Origin of the sequence: Telmatospirillum sp. J64-1 (assembly GCF_006980715.1) — a bacterium.
Classification (GTDB): Bacteria; Pseudomonadota; Alphaproteobacteria; order Rhodospirillales; family Magnetospirillaceae; genus Oleiliquidispirillum; species Oleiliquidispirillum nitrogeniifigens.
Map to the genome: position 1 here is coordinate 139,033 of NZ_SBHN01000005.1, position 19,009 is coordinate 158,041.

At 65.8% G+C, this 19,009-nt stretch carries 20 protein-coding genes; 7 read left to right on the forward strand and 13 right to left on the reverse strand.

What is annotated here, in order from left to right; translation table 11 throughout:
• Positions 1-180 precede the first annotated feature (180 nt).
• The 5 genes from ehuA to EPD66_RS24005 form a co-directional block, all read right to left on the reverse strand.
• The gene (gene ehuA, locus EPD66_RS06625) at positions 181-975 is read right to left on the reverse strand and encodes an ectoine/hydroxyectoine ABC transporter ATP-binding protein EhuA (protein ID WP_304650056.1); all 795 of its coding nucleotides are present in this window, start codon (positions 973-975) and stop codon (positions 181-183) included.
• A complete protein-coding gene (gene ehuD, locus EPD66_RS06630) occupies positions 972-1,655 on the reverse strand; it encodes an ectoine/hydroxyectoine ABC transporter permease subunit EhuD (protein WP_142847693.1) in 684 nt (227 codons plus the stop codon). The genes ehuA and ehuD overlap by 4 nt, the downstream gene beginning before the upstream one ends.
• Positions 1,652-2,317: an ectoine/hydroxyectoine ABC transporter permease subunit EhuC gene (gene ehuC / locus EPD66_RS06635; protein WP_142847694.1), complete on the reverse strand. Its 666-nt coding sequence runs from the start codon at positions 2,315-2,317 to the stop codon at positions 1,652-1,654. The genes ehuD and ehuC overlap by 4 nt, the downstream gene beginning before the upstream one ends.
• 21 nt (positions 2,318-2,338) lie before the next feature.
• Entirely contained in the window at positions 2,339-3,205 is an 867-nt protein-coding gene (gene ehuB, locus EPD66_RS06640) for an ectoine/hydroxyectoine ABC transporter substrate-binding protein EhuB (RefSeq protein ID WP_142847695.1), read from the reverse strand.
• Between the two features lie 391 nt (positions 3,206-3,596).
• A complete protein-coding gene (locus tag EPD66_RS24005) occupies positions 3,597-3,773 on the reverse strand; it encodes a hypothetical protein (RefSeq protein WP_185961287.1) in 177 nt (58 codons plus the stop codon).
• Between the two features lie 90 nt (positions 3,774-3,863).
• Here EPD66_RS24005 and EPD66_RS06645 point away from each other — a divergent pair, with 90 nt between their 5' ends.
• Complete coding sequence (locus EPD66_RS06645) at positions 3,864-5,024, forward strand: ion channel (protein ID WP_142847696.1); 1,161 nt, start codon at positions 3,864-3,866, stop codon at positions 5,022-5,024.
• Here EPD66_RS06645 and EPD66_RS06650 read toward each other — a convergent pair.
• From EPD66_RS06650 to EPD66_RS06660, 3 genes are all read right to left on the reverse strand, one after another.
• Complete coding sequence (locus tag EPD66_RS06650; protein ID WP_142847697.1) at positions 4,960-5,586, reverse strand: LysE family translocator; 627 nt, start codon at positions 5,584-5,586, stop codon at positions 4,960-4,962. The two genes, EPD66_RS06645 and EPD66_RS06650, sit on opposite strands and share 65 nt — an antisense overlap.
• A 4-nt stretch (positions 5,587-5,590) precedes the next feature.
• Positions 5,591-6,943, reverse strand: coding sequence for an SLC13 family permease (locus EPD66_RS06655; RefSeq protein ID WP_185961288.1), 1,353 nt, complete (start codon positions 6,941-6,943; stop codon positions 5,591-5,593).
• Positions 6,944-7,095: 152 nt separating this feature from the next.
• Positions 7,096-8,163, reverse strand: a complete 1,068-nt coding sequence (locus tag EPD66_RS06660; RefSeq protein ID WP_142847699.1) for a DUF1207 domain-containing protein — start codon at positions 8,161-8,163, stop codon at positions 7,096-7,098.
• A 138-nt stretch (positions 8,164-8,301) separates the two neighbouring features.
• Here EPD66_RS06660 and EPD66_RS06665 point away from each other — a divergent pair, with 138 nt between their 5' ends.
• A complete protein-coding gene (locus tag EPD66_RS06665) occupies positions 8,302-8,910 on the forward strand; it encodes a DUF938 domain-containing protein (RefSeq protein ID WP_185961289.1) in 609 nt (202 codons plus the stop codon).
• Positions 8,911-8,933: 23 nt separating this feature from the next.
• Positions 8,934-9,281 (forward strand): hypothetical protein, encoded by a 348-nt coding sequence (locus EPD66_RS06670; protein WP_142847700.1) that lies wholly within the window; start codon positions 8,934-8,936, stop codon positions 9,279-9,281.
• A 79-nt stretch (positions 9,282-9,360) separates the two neighbouring features.
• Here the strand turns inward: EPD66_RS06670 and amt are convergent, their stop codons facing one another.
• From amt to EPD66_RS06685, 3 genes are all read right to left on the reverse strand, one after another.
• Entirely contained in the window at positions 9,361-10,680 is a 1,320-nt protein-coding gene (gene amt, locus EPD66_RS06675) for an ammonium transporter (protein WP_142847701.1), read from the reverse strand.
• A gap of 13 nt (positions 10,681-10,693) precedes the next feature.
• Complete coding sequence (locus EPD66_RS06680; protein WP_142847791.1) at positions 10,694-11,032, reverse strand: P-II family nitrogen regulator; 339 nt, start codon at positions 11,030-11,032, stop codon at positions 10,694-10,696.
• 306 nt (positions 11,033-11,338) lie between these two features.
• On the reverse strand, positions 11,339-12,130 hold the full coding sequence (locus EPD66_RS06685) for an alpha/beta fold hydrolase (RefSeq protein ID WP_142847702.1): 792 nt from the start codon (positions 12,128-12,130) through the stop codon (positions 11,339-11,341).
• 225 nt (positions 12,131-12,355) lie between these two features.
• Here EPD66_RS06685 and arfB point away from each other — a divergent pair, with 225 nt between their 5' ends.
• Both arfB and EPD66_RS06695 read left to right on the forward strand, forming a co-directional pair.
• Positions 12,356-12,775 carry an alternative ribosome rescue aminoacyl-tRNA hydrolase ArfB gene (arfB, locus tag EPD66_RS06690; protein ID WP_142847703.1) on the forward strand — a complete coding sequence of 140 codons (420 nt, stop codon included), beginning with the start codon at positions 12,356-12,358 and terminating at the stop codon, positions 12,773-12,775.
• A 110-nt stretch (positions 12,776-12,885) separates the two neighbouring features.
• Positions 12,886-13,347, forward strand: coding sequence for a YbhB/YbcL family Raf kinase inhibitor-like protein (locus tag EPD66_RS06695; protein WP_142847704.1), 462 nt, complete (start codon positions 12,886-12,888; stop codon positions 13,345-13,347).
• Here the strand turns inward: EPD66_RS06695 and EPD66_RS06700 are convergent.
• Entirely contained in the window at positions 13,335-13,601 is a 267-nt protein-coding gene (locus tag EPD66_RS06700) for a hypothetical protein (protein ID WP_142847705.1), read from the reverse strand. The two genes, EPD66_RS06695 and EPD66_RS06700, sit on opposite strands and share 13 nt — an antisense overlap.
• A gap of 101 nt (positions 13,602-13,702) precedes the next feature.
• A complete protein-coding gene (locus tag EPD66_RS06705) occupies positions 13,703-14,089 on the reverse strand; it encodes a hypothetical protein (protein ID WP_142847706.1) in 387 nt (128 codons plus the stop codon).
• 161 nt (positions 14,090-14,250) lie between these two features.
• On the opposite strand from EPD66_RS06705, the gene EPD66_RS06710 reads away from it, so the two are divergent.
• Together EPD66_RS06710 and EPD66_RS06715 are read left to right on the forward strand one after the other, a co-directional pair.
• Positions 14,251-15,486, forward strand: a complete 1,236-nt coding sequence (locus EPD66_RS06710) for a DNA repair exonuclease (RefSeq protein ID WP_221930898.1) — start codon at positions 14,251-14,253, stop codon at positions 15,484-15,486.
• A complete protein-coding gene (locus EPD66_RS06715) occupies positions 15,483-18,959 on the forward strand; it encodes a YhaN family protein (protein WP_142847707.1) in 3,477 nt (1,158 codons plus the stop codon). The genes EPD66_RS06710 and EPD66_RS06715 overlap by 4 nt, the downstream gene beginning before the upstream one ends.
• Positions 18,960-19,009 lie beyond the last annotated feature (50 nt).

Consider the following 19,009-nt stretch of genomic DNA (forward strand, 5'->3'; position numbering starts at 1 on the left):
CGTCAGAAGCCTCCCTCGTCGCACTGCCCTAAGATTTATGCCGTGAACGAAAGGTTTCGACGCAGCGAAGGGCTTACTCCCAGGCGCATTGCTGCTACCCCTGCCGGTGCGCCGCCCGCGCTTCGGGAAAAGCAAGCGGGCGGTAACATCCGGAAGGCGAGTTCTCTTCGGAGAGGGAAATCACTGGCTGTTCAGAACCGCGCTCAGGAAGGCCCGCGTGCGGTCCTGCTTGGGGTCGCTGAAAATCACCGAGGGCGGCCCCTCCTCGGCGATGCGGCCGGAATCGAAGAAGCAGACCCGATCGGCGATCTCGCGCGCGAAGCCCATTTCATGGGTAACCATCAGCATGGTCAGGTCGTGTTCCTCGGCCAGACGGCGCATCACCGTCAGCACCTCGCCCACCAGTTCCGGGTCGAGGGCCGAGGTCACTTCGTCGAACAGCATCACCTTGGGCCGCATGGCCAGGGCGCGGGCGATGCCCACGCGCTGCTGCTGGCCGCCCGACAGATTGGCGGGATAACTGTCCAGCTTGTCGCCCAAGCCTACCATCTCCAGCAATTCCACGGCGCGGGCGCGGGCCTCCTCCTTGGACAGGCCCAGCACATGGATGGGCGCCTCGGTGACGTTGCGCAGCACCGTCATATGCGGGAACAGATTGAACTGCTGGAAGACCATGCCGATCTTCTTGCGCATCTCGCGCAGATGGCCCCGGCTGGCCGGAACCAGCTTGTCGCCCCGGCGCATATGCCACAAGGGCTCGCCATCCACTTCGATGACGCCGGAATCGATGGTCTCCAGCGTCATCAGCACCCGCAGCAGGGTCGACTTCCCCGATCCCGAGGGACCGATGATGGCGACCTTCTCGTTGGGTTGGACATCCAGGTTCAGGTCGTCGAGCACCACCAGATCGCCGAAGGCCTTCGAGACGTTGCGGAAACGCACCATGGGCGGCGCTGACATGTCGATCTGACTCATTTCGTGTAATCCAACAGCGGGGAGCTTTGGGCCGGGGCGAGGCGGCGCTCGACCAGCCGCACCATCATCGAGGCGACCAGGCTGAGCAGCAGGAAGATGACACCCACCATGGTCAGCGGTTCGAGATAGCGGAAGGTCTGCGAACCGATGATCTTGGCCGTCTGCAGCAATTCCAGGACGGTGATGGCCGACAGCATCGGCGTGTCCTTGAACATCGCCACCAGGTAATTGCCCAGGGCGGGCACCACCGGGGGAATGGCCTGGGGCACGATCACCGAGCGCATGGTGCGGTAGGGGCTGAGGTCGAGGGCGACGCAGGCCTCCCACTGGCCCTTGGGCACACCGTCGATGCCGGCGCGGTAGACCTCGGAGGTATAGGCCGCGTAATGGACGCCCAGCGCGATGACGCCGGTCAGGAAGGGGCTCATCACCAAGCCGAATTCCGGCAGGACGAAATACAGGAAGTAGATCTGCACCAGCAGCGGCGTCGAGCGCACGAACTCGATCACGAAGCCGACGGGCCAGGAAATCAGGCGGAAGCGCGACCGGCGCAGCAGCGCCAGCACGAGCCCCAGGCCGAGCGCCAGCAGAAAACCCCAGAAGGTCGCTGCGATGGTCACCCAGACGGCATCAACCAAGTTGGGCAGGATGCTGTAGGCGAAATCCCAATCGAAGATCATGTGCGCATCCCTCCCCGATCCAGGCCGCGTCCGACGCGCCGCTCGATCCGGCGGATGATGAAGACCATGACCATTGCCAGGGCGAAATAGATGAACAGGACGGTGCCGAAGATCAGCGGCGTCTGCAGAGTCGCGGTGCGCAGCATCTGGGCCTGGAAGGTCAGGTCGCCCAGGGTGATCAGCGAGACCAGCGCGGTGGCCTTCAGAAGTTCGATCCACAGATTGCCGAAAGGCGGCACCATGGCCGGAATGGCCTGCGGCACCAGGATGCGGCGCAGCATCTGGGCCCGGCTGAAGCCCAAGGCGCGGGCGGCTTCGTACTGCCCCCGGGGCACGGCCAGGACCGCGCCGCGCACCACCTCGGCGCCGTAGGAGCCGATATTGAGCCCCAGCCCGATCACGGCGGCCACCATGGGATCGAGACTGACGCCGAGAAGCGGCAGGGCGTAGAACAGCCAGAAGAGCTGGATCAGGGCGGAGGTGCCCCGGAAGAATTCCACATAGACGGTGGAAAGCCAGCGGATGGGAGCGGAACGGGACAGCCGTCCCAGCCCTGCGGCGAAGGCCATGACCAGGGCCAGCGCCCCGCCCATGACCGTGATCTGCACCGTCACCACTGCCCCGGTCAGGAGCAGCGGCAACAGGTCGAAGACATCAAGCATAATGCGAAAGGTGCGTCGTTATTATTGTGCGCACAATTCAGCCGTGGTCCGGTCCGGCATTTCCGCGGCGGTGAAGCCGAAAGGCTCGACCAGCGCCAGATGTTCCTCACTGCCCCGGAAGGCCAGCAATTCCCGATTGAAGGCTTCCAGGAAGTCGGTGTCCCCAGGGCGGAAGGCGAAGGCGCCATAGCCGCGCACCGATTCACCGTCGATCACCGGGTCCTCGAAGGGCTCGGCGCGCTCGATGCCCCGCGGGGTCTTGCTCACCAGATCCTGGATGGTCAGGGCCGTTCCGGCATAGGCATCGACGCGGCCGGTGCGCACGGCCGCCACCGCCGAGGGGCCGTCCGGGAAGACCACCAGGCGGCTGTCGGGCACGCCCAGGGCACGGGCGTAATCGGCTTCCACCGCGCCGGCCATCACGCCCAGGCGCAGGGACTCGTTGTTCACGAAATCCTCGAAGGAATGGATATTCTTGGGATTGCCCTCCGCCACGGCCATGGCCTCGCCGATCGCATAGCTCGGCTCGGAGAAGGCGACCTGCTCGCAGCGGGCGGGCGTCACATACATGCCGGCGGCGATCAGGTCGAAGCGTCCGGCGGCAAGGCCCGGTATCAGCGCGCCGAATTCGGCCACCACGCCCTCGACCCGCTCGACGCCCAGCCGTGCCAGGACCGCCTTGGCCACTTCCGGCGCCTCGCCGGTGATCTCCCCCTGCGGCGTCTGGTAGCCATAAGGCACTTCATTGGCAAAACCGATCCGCGCCACGCCTTCGCGCTGGATGCGCTCCAGAGTGGTTTCGGCCGAGGCCTGCCCCGTGGCCGCCAGGGCCGCACCGGCCATCGCCACCGCACCCACGAAGGACTTCAAGCTCTTCCCCAAGGTCATAAGTCCTCTTCCTTTCCCTGCCGGCATCGGAACCGGCCAATCATCAATCAGACATAAAACGAAGAGGACAATGATAGTCAGATGCCATGCGAAGGCACAACAGACAATGTGTCGGTACGACGAATCTGCTTTGAAAAACAGCAATCACATATCCCTTTCCCATGGGCATAAATTCATTATGCCTTATCGGGATATTCTATTTGATTCATGACACGACGCACGGCATACAAAAAAATGTTTTCAAAGTAAAAAACACATACTTCCTCTTTCTCAGCACCGCTCTTTCTGAAATAAAAAATAACCGGAATAAAAACCTAATAAGGCAGATCCCTCCCCCGCATGGCCGGTGACGGTGAAAGAAAAAGGCGGGGATAATTTCCCCGCCTCTCGATCAGCTTCCGGGAGAAGGCTTGCCCTTGGCTTCATAGGCCGCGACCATCTGCAGCAACGTATCCCGCACTTCGCCTTCGGGACTGTCGGGGTCGGCTTCACGCAGGCGCTCGACCTCCGCCAGCGCACGCTGGCGGTCCTCCTCGCAAGTGATGCACTTCAAATCTTTAATATCCATGGGATTCCTCCTCCGCTTTCCCATCTAGCTAGGGTCGGAGCGCTGTCTTTTCAGCCCGTTTTCCGGATAGAGGAATTTCAAGCAGGGAAAATGCGCAGCCGATTTCTCAGGCGCCTGAGAGGACGCGACTATCGCGAATTCGTCCGCACCCGCTCGCCCGGCCCGACGCTGATCCGCTTCACCGGCTATCTGACCAGCGTCATCATTCTGCACAGCCTCGCCATCGCCTGGACCGAAGGATTGCCGATCGGCGATGCGCTGTGGCTGACCCTGACCACCGTCACCACGGTCGGCTATGGCGATTACAGCGCTGAGACAGCGCTCGGGCGCATCGCCACGGCCTTGATGATCTATCTCGGCGGCATTTTCGTCCTGTTCCAGGCCGCCTCGATCTATTTCGATTACCGCGCCTATCGGCGCCAGCGCATGATCCTGGGAAGCTGGAGGTGGAACATGGCCGATCACATCCTGATCCTTAACGCGCCGGTCCAGAATCCGGAGCAATACATGATCCGCCTGGTCTGCGAGTTCCGCAACACGAGGCGCTTCCGCGACAAGCCGGTGCAGGTGGTGTCCAGCCTTTTTCCCAACGGCCTGCCCGAAAAATTGCGCGACCTGGGCGTCGTCCATTACCACGGCAATGCCATCGACCCCGACGTCCTGGTCGCGGCAGATGCCGCCGAAGCCGCCGTGGTGGTCGTCCTGGCCGTCGACGACCAGGACAAGGCCTCGGACGGACGGACCTTCGACATCCTGGACCGGCTGCAGGAATTGGGCACCGAAGGGCGCATCCTGGCGGAATGCGTGGAGGACACGAACCGCCCCCGCCTGCGCCGCGCCGGAGCCGACATCATCGTCAGGCCCCTGCGCGGCTATCCCGAGATGATCGTGCGCGCCCTGGTCGCGCCGGGGGCGGAAGCCATCATCGAGGACCTGTTCACCAGCCGGCGCGACGAATGCTGGCGCTACGACGTGCGCTTCGGCGGCCTGCCCTGGACCGAGGTGGTGACACGGCTGGTCAAGGCCGATATCGGCGTGCCTTTGGCCTATCGCTGCGCCACGGACGGCAGCGTCAAGGTCAATCCGCCCTCCGCCGAGCTGATCGAGGCGGACAAGCTCTATGTCATCGTGCGCGAAGGCAACAGCCGCAGGGACGCGGAGGTGGCGCGGCTGCTGGGCGGGGTGGTCAACGCCGGGTCGCCGCCAGCAGGGCCGCCGCGCCCAGAAGAACGCCCCCACTCAGCCGGTTGACCAGGCGCTGATGCCCGGCCCGGCGCAGCCAGGGGGCGATGCGGTGGGCACCGCCGGCATAGGTCATCACCCAAAAGACCTCGCTGGCGGCGAAGGTCGCGGCCATGACGGCCAGTTGCGGCGCCAAGGGCTGGTCGGTGCGCAGGAATTGCGGGAACAGCGCGGCGAAGAACATGATCGCCTTGGGATTGCCGAAGCTGACCAGGAAGCCCTGAAGGAACAAGCGCCCCAACCCTGCCCGGCGCTCGACCGGCATGGCTTCGGGACGGATCTCACCCTCGTCGCTGCGCCATGTCTTGACCCCCAGCCACAGCAGATAGGCCACCCCCGCCCATTTCACCACCTGGAAGGCCGTTTCCGAGGCCGCCAGCACCGCGCCCAGTCCCGTCGCCGAAACGGCCATCAGCACCAGCAGGGCCGCAGCCTCGCCCAGCCCCGTCGCCAGGGTGCGCGCGGGCCCGTGGATCATGCCGTGGGTCATCGCCAGCATCATGTTGGGACCGGGCGTCATGGACAGGAAGAAAACGGTGGTCAGGAACAGCAGCCATGTCTCGATAGGCATGAAATCACCCGATGAATCCCAGGAAACGCCACCACAGATAATTCAGCGGCACGATGAGGATAACCGAAAGCACGCCGAGCGCCAGCGTCGCCCTTACGCCGTCATTCAGCCTGACCCCGCCCATCTGCATCGCCACCACCAGCGGCGGCACCTGATAAGGCAGGAAGACGGTGGAATAGCCCACCACCTGGACCATGATGATCGTGGTCAAGGGCCAGCCGCTGGCCTGCGCCAGGGCATCCGACATCGGGGTCAGCACCGCCGGGACGCCGGGCAGCGCCGTCACCATGCCGACGAAGCTGCCCAAGGCGACCAGCGAGGCGAAGTTGATGCCGTCCGCACCGGGCTCCAGGGGCAGCACGGCCAACAGCTTCTGCCCGACGACTTCCCCCAATCCGGTGTCTGCGACCACGGCACCGATCCCCAGGATTGCCGCCACGTAGAAGACCGAGGAGAAATTGATCTTCTCGCCGAAGGCCGCCGCCGGCACAAGGTTCACGCCGGGCAGCATGCTGACCACGGCCACGCCCAGCGCCACCCAGGCGGGCGAGACGCCATGCCACATATCCGTCGCCCACAGCCCCAGCGCCACCATCAGCAGCAGGGCCAGCACGCGCTCGTCCCGCGACAGGGGCTTGGCCTTCTCCATCTCGGGCACCTGCCCCTTGGGCTCGTCACGGAACATCCAGGCGATCAGGACCACGACGAAGAAGGATTTCAGCAGCCCCAGGATGGGGAAATGCCAGAGCAGATATTCCCCGTAATTCAGCGTCATGCCATAGGTGGCTTCCAGCGTGCCGATCAGCACCATGTTGGGCACCGCCGCCGGCAGAACGCCGATGCCCGGCACGAAACTGATCAGGCCGGTGACCATCGCCATGCCGGTGCGCCCGCGCGAACCGGGCGCGAACCCCAGGTGATCGGCCAGGGCCAGAGCGATGGGGATCATCAGCACGGCGCGGCCAAGGCTGGAGGGCATGACGAAGGCCAGGGCGATGCCGACCAGGGCCAGCCCGGCGATCGTGCGGAAATAGGACCCGCTGGCCCTTCCGACCAGCAGCCGCGCCAGCCGCTCGCCCAGGCCGGTCCGCTTCACCGCCACGCCGATCACCAGACCGCCCAGCACCAGCCAGAACGCGGTCGCGGCGAAACCGGCGAAGACCGTGTCCGGCGGCGCGATCTCCAGCAGCATGGCGATCGCGAAGAAGGCCAGCGCCGTCAGATGCTCGGGCAAGGCGCCGGTCGCCCAGAAGCCGATGGCGAAGATCACCAGGGCCGCCGCATGCATGGCGCGGGGTTCGATTCCCGCCGGAACCGGCATCAGCAGCAAGGCCGCGGAGATCGCAAGAATGGCCAAAGAACCGAGGCGGGATGCCCCGGACCGGGAAGAAGAGGAAAGCATGGATGAAGGATAGCCCTTACCGATCAAGCAGCAAAGTTGGTAATGCGCCCCGTCTTCCTTGGCAAGGCCGCACCGGATTCATAGCGGTGGAAAAGAGTTCGGCAAGATCAGAAAGAGGCGTGGATGCCCAGACCCAGGTAATGGATGTCCTCGGTATAGAACTGACCATGCTGATTCGGCCCGGAATAGGCTTCCAGCAGGAACTGCAACAGGGACAACCCTTCGCCTTCCACTTGAAGCCCCGTCCGCAAGGACAGGCCGGGGCGCCAGCCGCGCATCTCGGCCGCCTTGACGTCCAGGGCGGCGACGGGACGGAAGTCCCGGCCCATCACGCTGTACAGGCCGTCTCCCCGCCATTCCGCCCCAGCCTGAAGCAGTCCGGGATCGATGTGATCGGGATTGACGCGGAACAGATAGCCACCGCCGCCATACAGGCGGTAAGTGTCGGTCACGTCCCAGGACCAGCGGAAATCGACGCCCTCCCAGGCCAGATCCCAGGGCAGCATCTCGCCCCGCATCATATATTCGTCGCCGAGATGCGAGCTTTGGTGGAACAGCCGCAGCAAGGCCGAATGGCGTCCCTGGCGCCAGGCCAGCGGAATGGCGACATGGTAGTCCGCATTGACGAGGTCGTGCGATTCCGTATCCAGGGCGAAGATGGAGAAGACGGCGCCTTCCAGGCCGATCGCCCAGCGCCCGCCCAGGCCGGGCGCTTCATAGAACCAGAAATCATGGCCCAGCGACGCCACCCCGGCATGGCGCAGATAGCCGTCGTCGGTATACTGGTAGGAAGCGCTGAAGCGGGGCCAGCGCGGATCGGCGATCAGCGGCTCGAACAGGCGCCCGCCGGGCAGCAGGACGGCTTCCCGGACAGCGCCTTCCCCAGGCGGATCGGGCAGCAATTCCGGCATGGGCGGATCGGGCTGCACGGCGATCTCGACGGCGCGCACGCCCCGCAGGCCCTCCACGGCGCGGATCACGGGCTCCGTCGCCGCCTCTTCCTCCAGGAAGACGACGCCGTCGCGCACGATGACGGCCTGATCCGGAAGGCCGAATTCCCGTTCCAGCACCGCCGCGACATAGCCCGCCAGAAAGCTGTCCCCGTCCGCCGGGCTGGCCGCCATGGTCAGCAAGGCCACCCCCAGGATCACCCCCACACGTCTTGTTGCTGTCATACCCTCCTCCTTGACCGGAGGTGATGTGGCGCCGAAGGTGAAACAACTTCAACCCCCGCTCGCCAAGTGGGGAAGCCTTGTCCCAAGCGGCATGTCTCCCCATCCTTGTGAGGGCCAGCGAAGATCGAGGCCTTGAACATGACCGATTTGAAACGCCACGCCCCGGCCACATCGCGCAACCGCGAGCCCATCCTGGAAGTGCTGCGCAAGATCCTGCCCCGCAAAGGGCTGGTGCTGGAAATCGCCAGCGGCACCGGCGAGCATGCGGCCTTCTTCGCCCCGGCCCTGCCCGACATCACATGGCAGCCGACGGATATCGAGGCGGCCAATATCGCCAGCATCAAGGCCTGGGCCGCCGAAGCCGGAGCCCCCAATCTTCTCGATCCGGAAAGCCTGGACGTGCGCGCCGAGATGTGGCCGGTGTCGCGCGCCGACGCCATCTTCTGCGCCAACATGATCCATATCGCTCCCTGGGAAGCCTGCGTGGCGCTGCTGAAAGGCGCCAGCAAGGTGCTGCCGCCCGACGGCCTGCTGATCCTATACGGCCCCTTCCGCCAGGGCGGGCGCCATACCGCGGAAAGCAACGAACGCTTCGATGAAAGCCTGCGCAGCCAGGATCCGGCCTGGGGCGTGCGCGACCTGGAGGAGGTCGCGCGGGAAGCCGCCGCCCACGGCCTGATCCAGGCCGACACCATTTCCATGCCGGCCAACAACCTGATCGTGTTGTTCCGCCGGGCGCAGCCTTAACCTGACACTGGGAGGAAGAGTGTATGAGTCAGACGATCCGCACGGAAAAGCGCCTGCTGACCGATGCCGAGTTCGAGGTGGTCAACCAGACCCACTACCCCACCCTTAGCCAATTGTCCCAGGACGACCTGGCGGGAATGGTCCGCCGCCTGCGCGAATTCCGCGACAAGGCCCGCGATATCGCCCGCCAGCAGCGCCGCGAGATGCGCGGCAAGGCCGATCCGCGCGGCGCCCGGCCCGCCAGCGACAATTCCGGCACCAAGATGAAGAACCAGATCTTCTCCGACGCCCTGAAACGCACCAAGCGCGAATTGAGCCGCCGCCTGGATGCCGACAAACGCGCCCAGCGCCTGAGCCGCGACGCCGCCTGACCCTTTCAGCTTCCGGCCCAAAGAAAAAACCCCGGACGGCGGACCGTCCGGGGTTCTTCTTGGCTGCGGTGCAGGAGGCTTAGGCCACCTTCGGACCGCTGAACTCGGGATAGGCTTCCATCCCTAGTTCGGCCTTGTCCAGGCCGACAAGTTCCTCTTCCTCGCCGACCCGCAGGCCGACCGAGGCCTTCAGAGCAATCCAGGCGATCGCCGAGAAGATGCTGACGAAGAGGCCGATGGCGACGATCCCGATGATCTGGGTGACGAAGCTGGCATCCCCATTGGTCAGCGGCACGGCCAGGGTACCCCAGATGCCGCAGAACAGATGCACCGGGATGGCGCCGACCACGTCGTCGATCTTCAGGCGGTCGAGCAGCGGCACGGTGATGACCACGATGACACCGCCCACGGCGCCGATCAGCAGGGCCGCACCGGGAACCGGCGTGGCGGGTTCGGCGGTGATCGACACCAGGCCGGCCAGCGCGCCGTTCAGCAGCATGGTCAGGTCGACCTTCTTGTAGATCAGCTGGGTCAGCACCAGGGCGGCGAGCACGCCACCGGCGGCGGCCAGCAGGGTGTTGACGTAGACGTTCGACATCTCGATGGCGGCGTCAGCCGAACCCAGGGCCAGCACCGAACCGCCGTTGAAACCGAACCAGCCCATCCACAGGACGAAGGTGCCCAGCGTGGCCAGCGGCAGGTTCGAGCCGGGGATCGGCATCACGCGGCCATCGGCGGTGTATTTGCCCTTGCGAGCGCCCAGGATGATGGCACCGACCAGGGCGGCCCAGCCACCGACCGAGTGCACGATGGTCGAACCGGCGTAATCCGAGAAGCCCATCTCGTCCAGCCAGCCCGCACCCCAGGTCCAGGCACCCTGGATCGGGTAGATGAGGGCGGTCAGGATGACGACGAAGGCCAGGAAGGGCATCAGCTTGATGCGCTCGGCCAGGGTGCCCGAAACGATCGAGGCCGCCGTGGCGACGAAGACCACCTGGAAGAACCAGTCGGAACCGGCGGCGTATTCGCCGCTGAAATCGCCGGTCAGAGCGGCGTTGTCGTCGGCGCCCCACAGGCTGAAGCTGCCGATGAAGCCGCCATCGACGCCGTCATACATCAAGTTGTAGCCGACGAGGTAGTACATCATGCAGGCGATCGAGAACAAAGCGATGTTCTTGGTGCACTGCATGGTGGTGTTCTTGGTCCGCACCAGGCCCGCTTCGAGCATGGCGAAACCGGCAGCCATCCAGAAGACCAGGACGCCGCTGAACAGGAAGGCGAAGGTGTTGAAGACATAGGCCGTTTCAGGCGACACCTCGGCCCGGGCCGGAGTGGTGAAGGCCACGCCCATCAGAGCGGCGAGGCCGGTCAGCTTGAGAAGTTGCTTGGTATTCGTCATTGCCGATACCCCCTTAGAGCGCGTCCACGTCTTGTTCACCGGTGCGGATACGCACCGCCTTGGAGATGTCGAAGACAAAGATCTTGCCATCGCCGATCTTGCCGGTCTGGGCGGCGTTGTGGATCGTTTCCACCACCCGTTCTTCGAGATCGTCGCTGACCGCGACTTCGATCTTGATCTTAGGCAGGAAATTGACCTGGTATTCCGCGCCTCGGTAGATTTCCGTCTGCCCCTTTTGACGTCCGAAACCCTTGACCTCGGAGATGGTCAGACCATGTACTCCAAGCGGCACCAGGGCTTCGCGGACGTCGTCCAGTTTGAACGGCTTGATGATCGCCATGACGAGCTTCATCGCCTTGTTCCCTTGCTTCATGTCCATCAGCCGCCTAGAGCCCGAGAGGCGGATCGCGGCCGACCCGCTGATACCTTCTCAAGAACCGTGCCAACTGGATGAAGGCGAGGATTTCCGCGGCTGTCGGCACGGGACGCCCCCTCCCCTCCCTCTCCCCGCACTGCCCAATTTCTAAGCAATTTTTAGTTTTTTGCCGTCAAACACGGCACCCCCAATGGGGCGACTCTTCTACCCATGGTCATAATGCAGGCACGGCAAAGGCCGCCGGCGGAACCGGCGGCCTTCGCAAATAAGTTATTGGGAAAACTAGAGAATAGCGCGGACGAAGCGGGCCATGGTCTCCAGGATCGGACCCGCATGTTCATGATGGGGGGTATGGCCGCAATAGGGCAGGATCAGTGTTTCGCAGGGGCCCGAGACCTGGCGCGCGATGGCCTCCACCTGACGGTCGCTGCCGTAGAAATCCTCCTCGCCCTGGATGACGAAGACGGGACAGGTGATGTCGGGCAGGTAATGCTCGACGTTCCAGGTCCAGAATTCCGGCCGCTGCCAAGTATCGCTCCAGCCGTGGAAGGCGCATTCCGCATTCGCGCCGTGCCAGCGTTCCAGCTTCTGGCGCAGGTCCCCATCCTGCCAGTCCCGTACCGCGCGGCGGATCGCCGAAAGGCAGATTTCCTCGTTGAAGACATGGGGCGCCTCGGCGACGACCCCGACCACCTGGCAATCACCCGGAGCCGCGGCGGCATGGATCAGGGCGATGGTCGCCCCGTCGCTGTGCCCGATCAGCACCGCCCGCTTGACCCCCGCATGCTTCAGCACCTGGGGCAGCACCCGCAAGGCTTCGTCGTCGTGATAGGTCTTCGGCCGGGGCAAGTCCGCCGGATCGGAATTGCCGTAACCGGCGCGGCTGTAGACCAGGGCGCCGCATCCCGTGGCACGGGACAGGCGGTCGGGAAAATCCCGCCACATCGCCGCACAGCCCAGCCCTTCGTGCAGAAAGACCAAAGTCGGCGCCAAGGCGGGCGCCGGACCGATCATGCGGTATTCCAGCTTCTTGCCATCCACCTCGAAATGGCCTTTTTCCAAGACTTCAGCCATTACGCGCCTCGAGGGACGGGAAGAAAATATCTGTTCATCCAATCCTCCCTTTCGTTTCTTGTGGCCCGGGAAAGCATCATAGCCCCGCCCGGTATCACCACCAAGCCACTGGCCGAATAACGCCTACACGCAGCGCGGGTTTCCCGACCTATCCGCCTGACCGGAAAAGAAAGCCACCCGATCAAGCGCCTTGTCCCAAAAGGAACAAGGGCTTAGCTTTTATGGATGATCCCCATCACACGCAGAATAGCACTGGACGAGTCGGAACTGGACTTCCGTTTCGTCCGGGCCTCGGGCCCGGGCGGGCAGAACGTCAACAAGGTATCGACCGCCGTGGAACTGCGCTTCGACTTGGCCCGCTCGCCCAGCCTGCCCGACGACGTGAAAGACCGCCTGGCGCAGCTGGCGGGGCGGCGGCTGACCCAGGACGGCGTGCTGGTCATCGACGCCCAGCGTTTCCGCTCGCAGGACATGAACCGCAAGGATGCGGTCGAGCGGCTGGTGGAACTGATCCGCCAGGCCCTGCACAAGGACCCGCCGCGCCGCGCTACCCGTCCCTCGCTGTCGGCCAAGCGGCGGCGCATGGACGAGAAAAGCAAGCGGGGCGAAACCAAACGCGGCCGCGGCCGGATCAACCTGGATTAAGCCTGCCGTGGCGTCCTCGGCAAAGGATTTAAACCTTTGCGTCAGGAACAGCCCTGCGGGGCTGCGCGTTCTAGAAGCGGCCACTCATGCGCATCGACAGGAGGTCTGCCATGCCATTCGCGCTATCCAGCCCGGCGCTCAAGGCGAATGAACGCATGCCGGAGCAGTATAGTTGCGACGGTGCCGATATTTCCCCTCCCCTGGAATTCATCGACCCGCCGCCCGGCACCCGCAGCTTCGCCATCATCTGCGTCGACCCCGATGCACCGAACGGACCTTTCTACCATTGGGGGGTGTTCGACATTCCCGGCGATGCGACGGGCCTGCGCGAGCAGTTCCTGCGCACCGAACGCGGCGCCTCCCACCAGGCGATCAACGATTTCGAAGCCAAGGGCTATGGCGGTCCCTGCCCGCCGAAGGGCGGCGGCGAGCATCATTACCGTTTCCGACTTTATGCGCTGAAGGTGGAAAGCCTGCCGGTCCGCGAACCCATCTCCTGCCGCGACCTGGAAAAGCTGGCCGAGGAACATTGCCTGGCGGCCACGGACCTGATCTGCACCTATTCCCGCTGAGACCGGGACCTTCCCGCCGGCTTCTCGGGGCTGCGGGCGATGCGGAAGTCGTCATCGCCCCGGCGGAAGATATCGAAACTCCGCCCATCCTCGCATTCCACTTCCCCGACCAGAACCTCCAACCCGTGATGCTGGCCCCGGCGCACGTTGGTCAGTTGGACCACGGCGCAATCGTGGTCCCGGAAGATCTGTTCCTCCAACTCCGGCAACCATTCCGGCGTACCCTGCGACAGGAGCAGAAATCCCGAGGTCATAGCGAAAATCGCCCCTGCTCCGAGCATGAATCACCCTCCCTTGTTGCAACCCCTTTCAGGGTTCAACAACAAAGGCGTGTCCTTGCTCGCCACTCTTTCGTTTAATTCATCGTCTCGCGCAGGGCGTCCTCGAGGATACGGTTGCCCAGGCGTCCCAGGCGGAGGGAACCGCCCAGCAGCCGCACGGTATCCTGGCGCAGCAGGCTGGCCTGGGTCAGCAGCAGCATCTGCGGAGAGGAACAGGACAGGATGGCCCCGGCGCGGCTGAAGCCCGATTGCATGCCGTCATGGCCGAATCGCAACCATTCCTGGTACAAGGCGCGCTGTCCGCGGGCCACGACGATCCAGCAACGCAGGACAGCCGCCATATCACCATAGGCGCGGACATGAGGCGGCTGGCTTGCGGCTACGGCGCTTGCCACCAAAGCCCTGATTTCCTCGACGGTCCGTGCCAGTTCTGGCCGTTCCGGATAGCGTTCTCCGGGCATCAGCACCATCCTGGTTCTAGGTGTTCAGGAGAAGAGACTATCATCGGCACTATTGTGCCTGCGCATCGGCAGAGGTGGTATCCGACCAAAAGGCTGGTCCCCTTGCTCCGAGAGAGCTAATGCTCTACAGCATGGGCTGGATTATGGGCAGGGAGTCACCGGTGAAATTCGTCCACGCCGCCGATATCCATCTCGACAGTCCCATGGCCGGGCTGGCCGCCTATGACGGCGCCCCGTTGGAGCGGCTGCGCGGCGCCACCCGCCAGGCCCTGGTCAATCTGGTCGACCTGGCGATCGAAGAGGCCGCCTCCTTCGTGGTGATCGCCGGCGACCTCTATGACGGCGACTGGCGCGACTTCAATACCGGCCTGTTCTTCTGCGCCCAGATGACGCGGCTGGACAGGCAGGGCATTCCGGTCTTCGTGGTCCAGGGCAATCACGACGCCGAAAGCGCAATGACCAAGCGCCTGCCCCTGCCCGGCAATGTGACCGTCTTTTCCACCCGCCGGGCCGAGACGAAAATCCTGGACGGATTGCGCGTCGCCATCCATGGCCGCAGCTTCGCCAGCCGCGACGTCAGCGACAATCTGGCCGCCACCTATCCCGCCCCGGTCAAGGGGATGTTCAATATCGGCCTGCTGCATACCGCCTGCGACGGCCGAGCCGGCCATGCCCCCTATGCCCCCTGCACCGCCGCCGAACTGGCGGCCAAGGGCTATGAATACTGGGCGCTGGGCCATGTCCACCGGCGCGAGGTGCTGAACGAGACCCCCTATATCGTCTTCCCCGGCAATACCCAGGGCCGCCATGCCCGTGAGACGGGTCCCAAGGGCTGCACCCTCGTCACCGTCGAGGACGGCGCGGTGACGGCGCTGGAACATCGGGACCTGGACGTGGTGCGCTGGGCGCAGGTCGAGATCGATGCCTCGGCCTGCGCCGGGCTTGACGAGGTGGTGGAGACGGCCCTCTCCGCCCTGGAGGATGCCGCCGCCGAAGCGGGGGGACGCCTGCTGGCCGCCCGCCTGCGCTTCACGGGACGCAGCCCCGCCCATGCCGCCCTGACCCGGCGCGGCGACCAGCTGGCCGCCGAATTGCGTGCCAGCGCCATGGGAATCGGCGCGGAAGGAGCGTGGATCGAGAAGATCCTGATCGAGACCCGCCCGCCCGTCGAGACCGACAAACTGCTTCAGCGCGGCGATTCCATCGGCGCCTTGGCCCGCTCGGTCGGCACCGTCGGCCCCGAGGACATGGCGGCGCTGAGTGCCGAACTGGCCGATCTGTGGAGCCGCATGCCCAAGGAAGCCCGCGAGGAAGGCGACGACGACATGGCCGTCCTACTGCGCGAAGGGGCCGACCTGCTGCTGGCGCGGCTGGCCGAAGAGGAGGCCGGGGAATGAGGATCGAACGGCTTTGGCTCGAACGCTTCGGCCATTTCACGGAAAAGGAACTGGATTTCCGGCGTTCTTCGATGCATGTGCTCTGCGGCCCCAACGAGGCTGGAAAGTCCACGCTGCTGGCTTCCCTGTCCGACCTGTTCTTCGGCTTCGGGGCGCAAAGCCCCTATGCCTTCCTGCATGAGTACAAGCAATTGCGCCTGGGCGCCGAGATCGTCGCCGCCGACGGCACGCGCCTGGACTTCCGCCGCCGCAAGGGCAACCAGAAGACCCTGCTGTCCCCGGAGGGAGAGGTCCTGGACGACCAGGCCCTGGCACCTTTCCTGGGGCCGGTGGACCGGACCTTCTTCGAGACCATGTTCGGCCTGGACCACGCCCGCCTGCGCCGGGGCGGCGCCGATATCCTGGAGGCCAAGGGCGATCTCGGCCGCAGCCTGTTCGAGGCCGGCGGCGGCATGCTGGGCCTGACCGGGTTGCAACGCCGCCTGGACGGCGAAGCCGCCGACCTCTTCGCCCCGCGCAAGGCGGCGAACCGCCTGTTCTACCGCGCCCTCGATTCCTATAACGAGGCCCGCCGCAGCCTCGGCGAGGCCGCCTTGAGGCCCCAAGCTTGGCAGGATATGCAGGACCGGCTGGCCGAGGCCGAGGCCCGCGCCGAAGCCGCCCGCCAAAGGCTGGCGGAACTGGAGCCCCGCCGTGCCCGCGCCGAACGCCTGCGCCGGGTGCTGCCCCTTCTCGGAGAACTGGCCCAGGCGGAACGGGACCTGTCCGGCCTCGCCGCCATGCCGGGTCTGCCCATTGACGCCCGCGACCGCCGCCTGGACGCCCAGCGCCGCGCCGACCTGGCCGGACAATCCCTGGGCCGGGCGGAAGAGGAACTGGCGCGCCTGACCGAGGAAATGACCAAGCTGGACCCCGCCGCCGAACTTCTGGCGCGGGGCGAGATGATCCACGCCCTGTTCGAACGCGGCGCCGCCGTACGCGACCAGTTGGACGACCTGCCCAAGCGCCGCGACGCCCTGGCCCGCGCCCGGAACGAACTGACCCTGATGCTGCGCCGCCTGGGCAGTTCCCTGCCGCCCGAACGCGCCGCCGAGTTGGTGCCCAGCCGTGCCGATGCGGCGGCCATCCGCGCGCTGATTGCCGAGGAAGCCGCGCTGCGCGGCAAGGCGGAAGCCGCCGGGCATCGCCTGGCCGAGGCCGAACGGCACATGGCCGAGGCGGAAGCGGCCCTGGCCGCCGAGCCCGCCCTGCCCGACCCGGCGCCGCTGGCCGCCGTGCTGGACGTCGTCAAGGGACGCGGCCCGCTGGAAAGCCGCCTGCGCGACGCCGCCTTGCGCGCCGAACAGGCCCAGGACGCCCTGGACACCGCCCTCGCCGCTTTGCCCCACTGGCAGGGCGATGCCGAAGCCCTGGCGCGCCTGTCCCTGCCAGACGAGTCCACCATCGAACGCTTCGAAACCGAACTGGCCGAGATGGCACAGCGCCGCAGCCGCGCCGAGGACGAGCGGATACGCTGCCGGACGCATCTGGAGGAAGCCGAAGCGGAACTGGCACGGATGACGGCGGCGGGTGATCTACCCACCGCCGACGCCCTGGAAACCGCCCGTAAACGCCGCGATGCAGCCTGGGCCGCCCTGCGAAGCCGCATCGCCGAAGGCGGCCCCTTCATCGCGGCAGAAGGCGACGCCTACGAGACCCTGCTGCACGAGGCCGACCGGCTGGCCGACCGCCGCTTCGCCGATGCCGGGCGCGTGGCCCGTTTCGAGGCCGCCCAGCAACGCCACGCCACGGCCGCCCAAGCCCTGGCCGAAGCCGACAAGGCCGCCCGGAAGCTGGAGGAAGCTGCCAAAGACCTCTCGGCAAGCTGGTCTGCCGCCTGGGCGGAAAGCGGCCTGCCGGTGCGGAGTCCGCGCGAGATGACCAACTGGCTGGCCCGCCGCGCCGACATCCTGCGCCGCCGCGAGACGCTGAAGGCCGCCGATGCCGAAAGCCGCGCCCTGCGCGCCGAGATCGCCGAATCCATCGCCCAGCTCGGCGCGGCCCTGGCCGCCGCCGGTTCCTCCCCGGCGGCGGAAAACGAAAGCCTGGCAGTGCTGGTGGCCCGGGCGGAAAGCCTGCTGCGCAAGCTGACGGACTCCGAGAACCGCCGCCGTCAGGCCAGGGAAAAGCTGGACGAGCGCCGCCTTGCCCTGGACGAAGCGCGCCGCCGCGATCAAGCCTGCCTCCAGGCTTTGCAGGATTGGCGCAACCGCTGGCAGGAACGTATCTCCACCCTGGGCCAACGTCCGGATGCCGAACCCGCCGCCGTGGAAGAAGCCCTGGGGCTGACCGAGGAAATCGACCGCCTGCTGGGCCAGATCGCCGACCTGGATCACCGCATCGGGGCCATCGGCGACAATCACGCCCGCTTCTGCCGGGATGTCGCCGACTTGCTGCCGGAATTCGGCGGAGACGCCGCCACGGCCTGCGCCGAGGCCTTCGACCGCCTGCAAAAGGCCAAAGCCGATACCCGCCGCCGCCAGGGCTTGGCGACCCGTCGGCAGGAGGTGCAGGAGGAAATCCGCAAGGCGCAGGCGCAATTCGCCGAGGCCCGGGCCGAACTGGACGGGCTGTGCCGCGCCGCCGGCTGTGCTGCGCTCGAAGAGCTTCCCGCCGCCATCGAAACCGCCGAGAAGCGCCGCCTTCTGGAGGAACGGCGCGAGGCCCTGATCCGCCAGATCCTGCAATCCGGGGACGGCCACAGCCTGGAAGACCTGCGCGCCGAAGCCGCCGAGGCAGACCCCGACGCCCTGGCGGCTGAAATCCGCGATCTCGCCGCCGCCGTCCAGCAGGCGTCGGAGGATCGCGCCGAGGCCGCGGGTGCCTTGACCACCCTGCGCCACCAGGAAGAAGAGATGCGCGCCAATTGCCGGGCCGCCGATGCCGCCCAGCAGCTTCAGGAAGCCGTGGCCGAAATGCGCGACGTCGCCCGCCGCTATGGCCGCCTGACCGCCGCCTCCTACCTGCTGCGCCGGGCCATCGAAAGCTATCGCCAGGAACAGCAGGGGCCGCTTCTGGCCCGCGCCGGAGACATCTTCCGGCGCCTGACCGGCGACAGCTTCGCGGGATTGTCGGTGGATTACGACGAACGCGACCAGCCCGTCCTGACCGGCAAGCGCCCCAGCGGTGGCCAAGTCCCGGTGGAAGGCATGAGCGAAGGCAGCCGCGACCAGCTTTTCCTGGCGCTGCGCTTGGCCGCCATCGAACGCTATGCCGAAGCCGCCGAACCCCTGCCCTTCGTCGCCGACGACCTGCTGATCACCTTCGACGACGAACGCGCCCTGGCGGCCTTGGGGGTTCTGCGCGACCTGTCGAAGCGGGTGCAGGTGCTGTTCTTCACCCACCATCCCCATCTCGCGGACCTTGCCGCGTCGCGCCTGGGCGAGGATGTCACCCTGCATCGGCTGGAACGAGAGAAGTTGGCCGCGCAGTAGGCAGGGAAGACGTCCTGCTGCGGCAGATCGCCAGTTGACGCGGGCCTGCC